We start from the raw sequence: 10,892 nt of genomic DNA, 5'->3' as shown, positions 1-10,892 counted from the left end.
AACAACCAACGACCACTCTTCGTCTGATACGTCAGAGGGATACGGCTTGCGAACTTGCGTCATTCAGCATTACTGAACCAATCACCCACGAAAGTACATAACACCCTCTAGATGACAGGGATCGGCATATGCCCGATATGCGACTGCCTGATATGCCAGGCTCCAGCCCTTCCGATGATGTGGGAGAGAGGACGCATCGTCTCGAAATCAGGCCTCTGCCGGATGGTCGTGCCAGGGAAGCCTGGCCGATCGAGCATTACACCGCCTTAGGTAATGGCCGTTCCGTCAGTCTGGTGGCACCCGACGGAACAGTCGAGTGGTGGTGCGTACCCTCCATGGACAGCCCTCCCCTGTTCGATTGCCTGCTGGACAGGGAAGAAGGAGGATATTTTCAGGCGTTCCCTGACACGGATTGTCAAGTGGAACGCGCCTATCGCCCCGACAGCAACGTCATGGAAACCATATGCATATCCTCCGACGGCATCGCGTGCCTTACCCAATCCCTCAATAGCACGATGGCCGGCCGTCTGCCATGGAGCGAACTGGCCTGCCGCCTGGAATGCCTGTCTGGAACGCTGACATTCCACGTCAGGCTCGTGTGCGGTACCCAGGGAGGAACGGTATCGCCCTGGCTCCAGCCAAATCCTAACGGCAGCATCTTCCATGTCGGCTCCGTTCTTGCCGTCTTCTGCCGCACGGAGAATGTGTACGTGATGCGCGAGGATGACAGGGGCATGGAGGCAAGAGTAACCCTCAGAGAGGGCGAACGGGCAACGGTAGCGCTGATCGTCAGCCGGGACGAACCGCTGGTCCTCTCACCCATCGATGAGATCGATACGCGGATCGACATCAGTGACCGCGCATGGCGGGCGTGGGCTGAAGGCGTGCATCATGACGGTCCGCATACCACATTGCTGCGCCGACATGCCCTGCTTCTTAAACTGCTCCTTTACTCGCCCAGCGGCGCCATCGCCGCGGCAGCGACCACCTCGTTACCCGAAAAGATCGGCGGAAATCGAAACTACGACTATCGATACGGCTGGATTCGTGATGCGGGTTATGCGGTGAATGCGTTTCTACGGCTGAGTATCATGCCTGAAAGCGATGCCGCATTCGCATGGTTGATGCAGTGTCTGGACGCTCACGGCACCCGCGTTCTCTATTCCCTCGATGGCAATCCCGTGGCCGACGTCCAGATTCTGGAGACGATGGCGGGTTATATGGAAAGCAGGCCGGTCGTGACAGGCAATGCAGCAACCAGGCAGCATCAGCACGGAATCTATGGCGACATTTTCGAGACAGCCAGCCTGTTCGTCAGCCGGGGCAATGTTCTGGACCAGAAGAGCGCCCGCACTCTTTCCGCCCTGGCCGATGAATGCGCCGATAAATGGCAGCAGAAAGATGCCGGCATTTGGGAACTGGAAACACCCCAGCATTATACCCAGTCCAAGATCAGCGCGTGGCAGGCGCTGACACGCGCGACGGAACTGGCGTCCGGTGGCCACCTGCCGGCCACCTGTGCCGAACGCTGGGGTCGCGAACGCGACCGTATCGCCATGTGGATAGACAGATATTGCTGGTCCGAATCGCAGCAGGCCTACACGATGTATGCTGGTAGCGATCGCCTGGATGCCGCGCTGGCGCTTGGCGCACGTTTTGGCTTCGGCAGCACGCAACGCATGTCCGCAACCCTTGATGCCATCCGCCGCGAACTGGGCCACGGCGCGCTGCTGTACCGCTATTCCGGCACAGAGAAGGAGGAAGGCGCTTTCCTCGCCTGTTCCTTCTGGATGTGCGAAGCCCTGGCGGAACTGGGCCGGCAGGAGGAAGGGGAACGATTCTTCGAGGCATGCCTCGACGCTTTACCCCCGACGGTGGGTATCCTCGCCGAAATGATAGATCCTCTTACAGGACATTTTCTGGGCAACATTCCCCAGGGCCTCAGCCATCTGGCCCTTATCCACGCCGCCTGTTCCTTGGCAGGAGACCGGCATCGCTCGTCATCCTGAGAGAGCAATGATGACGCTGGAGCACGGTCCTGCTTCCTGAATTATCCCCTCAGATTCTTTACCGGCATTTCTACAAGCTGCAATTGCATTGTCGTTCCACCCTGCCATGAGTTCGCTCCAGGCACGATTTCCGGCGTCGGTATATCGGCCCGGTTCTTTTTCTCATTCTGATAGGACAGATCGAAGCGCCGGTCCCGATCATCCAGAAAAGACTGCCGGACCTGACCATCTTTGGTAAATCCCATCATCAGTTGGGGAATGCCAAAGGGAAAATCATGATCCCGGTCTATTTGCCAAGTATGCCACGTTTTCCCATAAGTGGTCACGAGATCAGCCATAAAGGCATGCTCGCCCGGATTGGGAACGCCCGGAGCGACAAGCATCCCGGACTTTACCTCATATTGATGACTATGCCACAATTTCTTCTCTTCTTCAGGAAGCGTTTTAAATATCCGCTCGCTGACAATATATTCAATTCCAATGAGCTTCGCATTGGGCTGATTGGCTTCATAAATGACGCATTGATGGAAATCCTCGGTCAGATGGGTGCAGAAATGATTGGCTTCGACCTGGCGGCCCATATCGTCGGCATAAAAATGGAATCCATTCAGATACTCACTCATCGCATCAATCGGTTTTTTGACCTGCAGGGCATCGGCGGCCGTGTCGAGAATATGACTCCGAACCGATTTCGGGCTGCCGGGAACAGGTGTCAGCGTCTTGTCCGCCGCATTGGCACTGCGCCCGGCGATTGCCGCAAACGGAGTGGCAACAACCGCTGCGGCAAGCGTACGGTTAAAACAGCGACGACAGGTCAAGCTATGAAGGAATGACATTGTCTATCCTTTCCGGCAACATGAGCCGTGCTCCGTGCCGCTATAAGCGCTCTCACCTCCCGGAGTTGCGTTCCAGGATACAGCGGCGAACGGGGCGCTCGGGATCATCGACAGTCGGTCCGCGATGATGGCGCAAGGGGGCGCTTCCGCAGGCACTCCCCACTCGCACACACAGAACCACCACAGATGTCAGAAACGCAGATCCCCCGCGCGATGGAGCTCGCAGATCCGGTCCGCCGTCCGCAATGCAATGGCCGTGATCGTCAGTGACGGATTGACACCACCCGTCGTCGGGAACACCGATCCGTCACAGATCCACAGATTGGGGATATCCCAGCTTCTGCAATCCGCATCCACCACACTGCTCTTTCCATCCGATCCCATCCGCGCGGTGCCCGCCAGATGGTTCGTATCATTCTCCTGCCGCCATATGTCCCTGGCCCCCACCAGTTCCAGGCTGCGTTGCATTTCACCAAGAGCGTGCTGGATCATCGCCTTGTCGTTATCGTGCCAGGAATAGGTCACGCGGGCGATGGGCAGGCCATACCGATCGGTCTCATCGGCAAGGGAAACCCGGTTGTCGAAATGGGGCAACATTTCGCCCACCATCTTCAGCCCGACCTGATGGTTGTAGTCCCCCATCTTTTCCCGCAGTGCCGCACCCCAGAGCCTGCGGGAACCGGACAAGGCGGCCGACCACTCGACCGGCAACGGGCCCTGCGCCATCCAACAATAGCCTCCGTGGAAATCCTTCCTGTCCTCGTAGTTCCAGTGCTCCGTGATGGTCAGTGACGGCGGCCCCTTGTTCCATCGGACGATCTCGTCCATCACGCCATAGACGGCCTGATTGGACTGCGTCATCAGATACCGGCCCACGAGACCCGAACCGTTGGCCAGTCCCTCCGGGAACCGATCGGTCGCGGAGTTGAGCAGCAGCCGCGGCGTCTCGATCGCATAACCCGCCACGATGACGTTTCTGGCGGCCTGGAAATGCCACGCTCCATTGCGATGATAGTGAACGCCGCATGCCCGGCCAGCCGCATCGACCGCGATCCGCCCGACCATCGCAAGGTCACGGATCTCGGCGCCCGCCGCGAGCGCACGCGGAATATACGTGACAAGCTGGCTCTGCTTGGCATTGGTCGAGCAGCCCACGCGGCAGAAGCCACGGTAGACGCAGGGGGGAGATTCTCCGCGCGGCGCCGAAACCGTTGCAAGCGGCGTTTCCGCCCATTGATAGCCCATGGCCTCGGCACCACGCGCCAGAACCTCCGCGGCCCCATTGATTTCGTGAGCACGATAGGGGTAGCGGGGCCGCTTCGGGCCCCACGGGTAGGAAACCGGCCCGGCAATGGCCAGGTCGCGCTCCGCCTGGGCGTAATAACGCCACATCTCCTGCCAGTCGAGCGGCCAGTCAGCACCATAGCCAAGAAGCGTACGCGACTTGAACCACTCAGGACGGAAACGAAGCGATACCATGGCATAATGCACGGTCGAGCCGCCGACGGCCCTGCCGCTGTTATTGGAACCCAGTCTAAGCGGATTGGCACCGTCAACCAGCCTTTCATCCGTCCAGAAAAGCTGGCTCTGACTGGTTTCATCCGAGGCGAAATCCTCAAGAGGCCGGAAATACGGGCCGGCATCGAAGCCGATCACCGCATATCCCCGCTCCGCGAGGCGCGCGATGAGCGGACCACCCCCTGCCCCCGTCCCGATCACAACGAAATCCACCGGTTCACGCTGCGGATATTCCTTCATCGGTACCCAGCCGCCCGGATGAAAGACGTCCGGCGCCCGGCCGCGCATGGCCCTTGGCGTGGTCATCGGATCATCGGACACGCATGTTCTCCCTGCGGACTCGCGCCTCATCGCCCGACCCGGCCTCGACCGGCTCCCATGGATCGCGCCGGTTGCGGCGCATCCGCACATAGCCGCGCGGACCGGCGGGACCGCCGAAACCGATCTCGTTCCAACTGGTGGGGTGGGCGTAGTAGGCCGCGATGATGTCGTTCATGACGTGTTCCGAAAAGAACAGCGACGCCTCCATGCCATCCCACGCCGAGGCATCCGACCGGCCGGCCTCCGCACAACGCAACAGTTCGTCCTGCCGCTCCCCATCCAGGCAATGGAAAGACATATCATGGCGCAGGCGGGCCTCGGCCTCGAATGCCGCGAGTCCCTTCTTCCACGCCTCGCGCTGCGGCGGCAGGGCGGCGTTCCGAAACCCGCTGCGGGCATCATCATTCAGCTTCTGGTCGATATACCCAGCCAGCGGCACGGGCGGACGGCTCGTCGGCTGGGGAACAATGCGCTCACAGATCGCCACAAGCGTGGCCCACTCCGCCTGCGAAAGGAAACGCGGCTCACGCGGAACGCCGAGACGCGCATCCATGGCCTTGCGGGTCGCGTCGTTCCACGACAATGAATGCCTCTTGGCCAGCACGTCGTACCCGGGATAGCGGTCACGGTCAGTCATCCGGATGATCCTCCAGCAGTCCCAGTGCCGCCAGCCCCGCAAGGGCCAGTCCTGTAAAAGCCGGGGGCGCGGGAATCGGCGGTCCGTTGAGGATGTTCTGCTGCCAGTTGCGCCATCCGCCCATGTCACGCCCGACACCAATGGCATGAAAGACAGTTCCCGACAGGCCCAGGATCGCGGTGGCCCGCAACCACCACCGCGTGGCCCGCCGATCCTCCCCCGTCGGGCCGAGCGCGCTCCGGCCCAGAGCCAACGCGGCAACCGGCGGCATCGCCACCGGCAGATACATGAACGGATCGTGAAACCTGCCGCGAAAATGCAGCAGCCCGGCTTCGCCGACCGTCCCGGCCATGCCCAGGCCCGAAGCAACACCGACGGCACGCCCGGCCGGCAGCCCCCAGATCATCGGCCTCTGTCCCGGCGGTGTCTCACGCACCCGCTCCGACAGATAGCCGAGCAGGCCGGAAAGCCCGATCGCCATCGGTGCGCCGACCGGTGCGCCGTAAAACAGGTTCTGCCACGAAATGCCGCCAACCTTCCTGCGGACATTGTACAGATGAAAGCCAGTGCCGATGACGCCCACAAGGGCGGTCAGAAGATAGACCGTGTCACGCACCATGTGGGATGTCTGGCGCTGATCCATCGTGCCATGCGCACTGACGCCCAGCGCCATGGCAGCGGTCACCAACGGTGTGTACATCATCCTGTTCTCGAACTGTCCCCGATAGTGCTCCACCGCGCTGTCAAGCAGGACAGATGCCGCAAGGGTCCCCGCGGCCCGGTTAAGGCGCCGTGCCGCACGATTGGCCGCCGCAGGATCGGGCGCCGGCGCTTTCATCGACGGCCGCGTCGCGGGCGCGGGAGAACGCGAATGCAACGCCGCGACGAGCGCTACGCCCGTCAGAGAGCCGAGCAACGCCAGCGCCGCACGCGGCGCGCCATCAGGGCTGGCGGTATTGGCCATGCGTCCAGTCCCTTCTAGCTGACCGCGAACGGCGCGGCGTCGGCATGTTTGAACGTAAGGCCACAGCCCGGACGCGTCAGATCCGGGCCGATCCGCCCATTGCCAGGGACCGGCGCGCCATCGAACAGGCGCTGTTCGATCAGGACATGATCGTGAAACCATTCAAGATGCCGCAGATCACGGACCGCACACAGCGCATGCAGATGCAGAGCCGGCGCGCAATGTGCCGAAAATGGAATGTGGAAGCTATCCGCCAGATCGGCCACACGCAACAGTCCGGTAACGCCCCCGCATCGCGTAAGATCCGCCTGCAGGACGTCCACGGCATGATGGCTCAGAAGAGTCCGTGCGTTATCGAGATCGTAGATATACTCGCCGGCCGCCAACTCCATCGGCGCCGGAAGATGGGCGCGTATCGCGGCAAGGCCTTCGAGATCATCCGAAGAAACAGGCTCCTCGAACCAGCGGACGCCATGCACCTCCATTGCCATACGCCCAAACGCGATGGCTTGTGTAACGGCCAGAGCGCCATTGGCATCCATGAAGAGCGCCGCATCGCCTATGACTCGGCGCGCGATGTCGAGACGATGCGGATCGCGGGCTTGATCGGTGCCCACCTTGATCTTGACGGCACGACACCCGCCCCGTTGCACCCAGTCCCGGAGTTGCTCCTCAAGCTGCGCGTCGGAATAGGTCGTGAAACCTCCACTGCCGTAAATCTCGACGCTCTCTCGTCTGGCTCCGAGCAGGACGGCCAGCGGCAGATCCAGCAGCTTCGCCTTCAGGTCCCATACCGCCGTGTCAACCGCAGAGATCGCATTGGCCGCGATGCCGGCACGGCCCATATTGCGAACGGCCGCGTGAAGCGCATCCCACAGCTTCGCCGGGGACAAGGGATCGCTCCCGACAATTACCTGCTTCAGCGCCCCCTCGATCAAGCATGCCACCGAGGCGTCGGAATAGGTGTAGCCGAGGCCCACGCAATCCCCGGCCGTGACATGCACGACGATGATCGTCGTGGCCGACCACGCCATCGTGCCGTCGGCTTCCGGGGCGTCGGTCGGAAGCGTAAAAGCTTGCGCCGTGACGCCGTCAATCTGGCAATCCGGACGGCTCACGATTTCCTGGAGGGCAGGATGGAAGCCAGCATTTCCTTGGCCGAACTGAGAATGACACTGGCACGCTCAGGCTCGGTAGGGAGCGAGGAAAGAAAGGCCTTGGCCTGCTGCAGGGTGATATGGGGCGGAAGAGGCGGCACATTGGGGTCGGTACGTGCTTCCAGAATAACCGGACGGTCGGCACTCAGGGCTTCTTCCCAAGCGGCGGCGACCCCCTCGGGATTGTCAACATAAATACCCTTCAGACCCAGTAATTCTGCATATTTGTGATAAGGAAAATCAGGAATCGACTGCGTCGACACCGTCTTTCCCTCGCCGAGTTGGATACGCTCCTCCCACGTCACCTGATTGAGATCCTGATTGTTCAGCACCAGAACGATCAGCTTCGGGTTGGACCATTGTTTCCAGTATTTGGAAATCGTGATCATGACGTTCAGACCGTTCATCTGCATGGCCCCGTCGCCCATGCAGGCAATGACGGTGCGCTCCGGATAGGCCATCTTGCCCGCCATCGCATAAGGCGTCCCCGCCCCAAGCGAAGCCAGACCGCCGGAGAGAGAAGCCTTCATACCCCGACGCATCCTGAGATCCCGAGCGTACCAGTTGGCGACGGAACCCGAATCAGCAGTGATGATGGCGTTCTCCGGCAGACGCGGCGAAAGCTCCCAGAACACACGCTGCGGGTTGAGCGGCCTGGCCTCGTTCATGGCCCGCGCTTCCAGCACTTTCCACCACCCGGCGACTTCCTTCTCGATCTGCGTACGCCACGACCTGTCATTGTTGCGCCGCAGCAGTGGGATCAATGCCCGTAGCGTCGCGGCACTGTCGCCCTGGAGATTGACGTCCATGGGATAACGCAGGGAAAGGTTCGCGCCGTTGATATCGATCTGCACCCCGCGTGCCTGACCTGGCTTCGGCAGAAATTCGCTATAGGGAAACGACGACCCCACCATCAGGAACGTGTCGCACTCCTTCATGAGGTCCCATGAGGGTTTCGTCCCCAGCAGGCCGATCGAACCCGTGACGAATGGCAACTCGTCCGGAACGGCGGCTTTTCCAAGAAGCGCCTTGGCGATCCCCGCCCCAAGGATTTCGGCGACTTCCAGCAACGCGTCGGTTGCCTCAAGGGCGCCCGCCCCCGCAAGGATCGCAACCTTCTTGCCCGCGTTGAGAAGCTCGGCCGCGGCGCGCAGACCGGCTTCCTCAGGCACTTTGCTGCCGATCGTCGTGCCAATGCCCGTATGGGTCGACCCATGCGCCATCGGCGGGTCTGAATAGGGTAGCTCCTGCAGGTCATTGGGCACGATGACGACCGTGGGCGATCGTTTGTCACGCGCGATGCGTACGGCACGATCGATGGCATGCCGCATCTGCGACGGCTCGGTCACCGTCACGATGTATTCAGACGCCACATCCTTGCACAGCGATTGAAGATCGACCTCCTGCTGATAGCTCGACCCGATGGCCGTCCGTGCCTGCTGGCCCATGATCGCCACAACGCCCACGTGATCGAGCTTGGCATCATAAAGCCCGTTCAGAAGGTGAATCGCACCGGGCCCCGACGTGGCGAAACACAGCCCCACCTGCCCGGTGAATTTGGCATGGGCCGTTGCCATGAACGCCGCCATCTCTTCGTGGCGCACCTGCACATATTCGACGTTCCCTGCATCCACTTCCCGCTGAAGCGCAACATCGATGCCTCCAGCGCCATCACCCGGATAGCCATAGGCACGCCTGAGGCCCCACTCCCGGAGGCGTTTCCAGAGAAATTCACTGACGTTCATTTCGGGGTCTCCTCCCGGCTTCATTTGGCCAACGCCGGGCATTCGGGCCGGTTCCCTCCTGCTTCGAGGGCTGGTCGCCGGGCGTTCCGATAAGAAAAACCGCCTTCTTCCCTCACTTTTCGCATGACAGAGCGCAACCTGCAGGCACTGAGCCTCTTAGCCTCAAGACCATGCCGCCTACCGGAGCGACCCAATGAATGATGTTTCCGCCGATATCCCCTGCCGTCTGCAGATTAACGGAAAAACCTATGCTGCCGATCTGCCGCCATCCGTCACCCTTCTGGACCTGCTCCGGGAACGGCTTGATCTTACGGGCACAAAAAAAGGGTGCGATCGCGGACAATGCGGCGCATGCACCGTGTTGGTGGCCGGAAAACGCGTTAAAAGCTGCCTCGTGCTTGCCGTCTCGATCCCCGACGCCGAGGTCACGACCATCGAAGGACTCAGCCCGAACGGCCAACTGCACCCGATGCAGCAGGCATTCATCGAAGCCGACGCCTTCCAGTGCGGATATTGCACCCCAGGACAGATCATGTCGGCCGTCGCGCTCCTGGCAGAAGGCCACACTCATTCCCGCGAAGAGATCCGCGAATTCATGAGCGGCAATCTCTGCCGGTGCGGCGCCTATAACGGGATCGTCGACGCCATCGAACAGGTCGTTGCCCAACAGAACCGGAACCATACGGGAGAAGCCGCATGAGACGCTTCTCCTATTCCCGTCCCGCCACCCTCGATGAAGCCTGCCACAGTGCGGAACACACGCGCTTCCTCGCAGGCGGGACCAATCTGATCGACCTCATGAAATCCGATGTCGAACGTCCCGCCCATGTGGCCGACCTCAAAGCTCTCGGGATGCACCATATCGACGAGCAACCTGACGGCGGCCTTCGTCTCGGCGCCCTCGCCACCAACGCCGACACCGCGGCCCACCCGCTTGTGGCCGACCGTTACCCACTTCTGGCCTCGGCCATTCTCGCTGGCGCCAGTCCGCAGATCCGGAACGTGGCCACCAATGGCGGCAATCTGAACCAGAGAACGCGCTGCCATTACTTTTATGATCCCGACATGCCCTGCAACAAGCGCTCGCCCGGCACGGGATGTTCCGCGCGCGGCGGCCGCAACCGGATCATGGCTATCCTGGGAACCAGCGATGCCTGTATCGCCACCTTCCCCTCGGACATGTGCGTCGCGCTCGCCGCCCTGAAGGCAACGGTCAACCTCACCGGACCGGAAGGCGAACGATCAGTCCCCATACGCGACTATCATCGGCTGCCCGGCGAAACGCCATGGCGCGACAACATCCTGCGACCGGGCGAAATCGTGACCTCCATCGACCTGCCCCCCGCGTCCTTTGGACCACACCATACCTATCTCAAAATCCGTGACCGGCTCTCCTTTGCCTTTGCGATCGTCTCGGCGGCCATCGGCCTGCAGATCGAGGACGGCATCATCCGGCACGGCCGCATCGCGCTTGGCGGCGTGGGGACGAAGCCCTGGTGCGTACCGGCAGCCGAGGCGCTGCTGGAAGGCAAGCCCCCCTCACATTCGCTGTTCCGCGATGTCGCCGAGCGCCTTCTGCAAGGCGCCATGCCGGACCGCGACAACGCAGCCAAACTCAGGCTCGCCCCCCGCGTGATCGAACGCGCGCTGTGGCAAGCCAGTGCCGGCACGCCGCAATCCCAGACAGACAAGACCATTCGCTGAA

9 protein-coding genes are annotated in these 10,892 nt (G+C 61.5%); 3 read left to right on the top strand and 6 right to left on the bottom strand.

Annotated elements, in window-relative coordinates; all coding sequences use genetic code 11:
* Positions 1 to 128 precede the first annotated feature (128 nt).
* Positions 129 to 2,009 carry a glycoside hydrolase family 15 protein gene (locus tag HLH28_RS17215; protein ID WP_246396355.1) on the top strand — a complete coding sequence of 627 codons (1,881 nt, stop codon included), beginning with the start codon at positions 129 to 131 and terminating at the stop codon, positions 2,007 to 2,009.
* A gap of 41 nt (positions 2,010 to 2,050) precedes the next feature.
* On the opposite strand, the gene HLH28_RS17210 is transcribed toward HLH28_RS17215, so the two are convergent.
* The 6 genes from HLH28_RS17210 to HLH28_RS17185 all read right to left on the bottom strand — a co-directional run bounded on the left by HLH28_RS17210 (position 2,051) and on the right by HLH28_RS17185 (position 9,187).
* Positions 2,051 to 2,845: an OBAP family protein gene (locus tag HLH28_RS17210; protein ID WP_182961513.1), complete on the bottom strand. Its 795-nt coding sequence runs from the start codon at positions 2,843 to 2,845 to the stop codon at positions 2,051 to 2,053.
* 189 nt (positions 2,846 to 3,034) lie between these two features.
* On the bottom strand, positions 3,035 to 4,669 hold the full coding sequence (locus HLH28_RS17205) for a GMC family oxidoreductase (RefSeq protein ID WP_246396352.1): 1,635 nt from the start codon (positions 4,667 to 4,669) through the stop codon (positions 3,035 to 3,037).
* Positions 4,670 to 4,673: 4 nt separating this feature from the next.
* A complete protein-coding gene (locus HLH28_RS17200; RefSeq protein ID WP_182961509.1) occupies positions 4,674 to 5,321 on the bottom strand; it encodes a gluconate 2-dehydrogenase subunit 3 family protein in 648 nt (215 codons plus the stop codon).
* Positions 5,314 to 6,285, bottom strand: a complete 972-nt coding sequence (locus HLH28_RS17195) for a hypothetical protein (protein ID WP_182961507.1) — start codon at positions 6,283 to 6,285, stop codon at positions 5,314 to 5,316. Before HLH28_RS17195 ends, HLH28_RS17200 begins: the two co-directional genes overlap by 8 nt.
* Positions 6,286 to 6,299: 14 nt before the next feature.
* Entirely contained in the window at positions 6,300 to 7,403 is a 1,104-nt protein-coding gene (locus HLH28_RS17190) for an enolase C-terminal domain-like protein (protein ID WP_182961505.1), read from the bottom strand.
* Positions 7,400 to 9,187, bottom strand: a complete 1,788-nt coding sequence (locus tag HLH28_RS17185; RefSeq protein WP_182961503.1) for a thiamine pyrophosphate-requiring protein — start codon at positions 9,185 to 9,187, stop codon at positions 7,400 to 7,402. The genes HLH28_RS17190 and HLH28_RS17185 overlap by 4 nt, the downstream gene beginning before the upstream one ends.
* Before the next feature lie 193 nt (positions 9,188 to 9,380).
* Here HLH28_RS17185 and HLH28_RS17180 point away from each other — a divergent pair, with 193 nt between their 5' ends.
* Together HLH28_RS17180 and HLH28_RS17175 are read left to right on the top strand one after the other, a co-directional pair.
* Positions 9,381 to 9,887: a (2Fe-2S)-binding protein gene (locus HLH28_RS17180; RefSeq protein ID WP_182961501.1), complete on the top strand. Its 507-nt coding sequence runs from the start codon at positions 9,381 to 9,383 to the stop codon at positions 9,885 to 9,887.
* On the top strand, positions 9,884 to 10,891 hold the full coding sequence (locus HLH28_RS17175; RefSeq protein WP_182961499.1) for an FAD binding domain-containing protein: 1,008 nt from the start codon (positions 9,884 to 9,886) through the stop codon (positions 10,889 to 10,891). The genes HLH28_RS17180 and HLH28_RS17175 overlap by 4 nt, the downstream gene beginning before the upstream one ends.
* The last annotated feature ends 1 nt before the right edge of the window (position 10,892 follow it).

It is taken from the genome of Gluconacetobacter tumulisoli, from assembly GCF_014174155.1.
Classification (GTDB): domain Bacteria; phylum Pseudomonadota; class Alphaproteobacteria; order Acetobacterales; family Acetobacteraceae; genus Gluconacetobacter; species Gluconacetobacter tumulisoli.
Note: the sequence above shows the minus strand (reverse complement) of the source record. Positions and strands in the feature narration are given on the sequence as shown.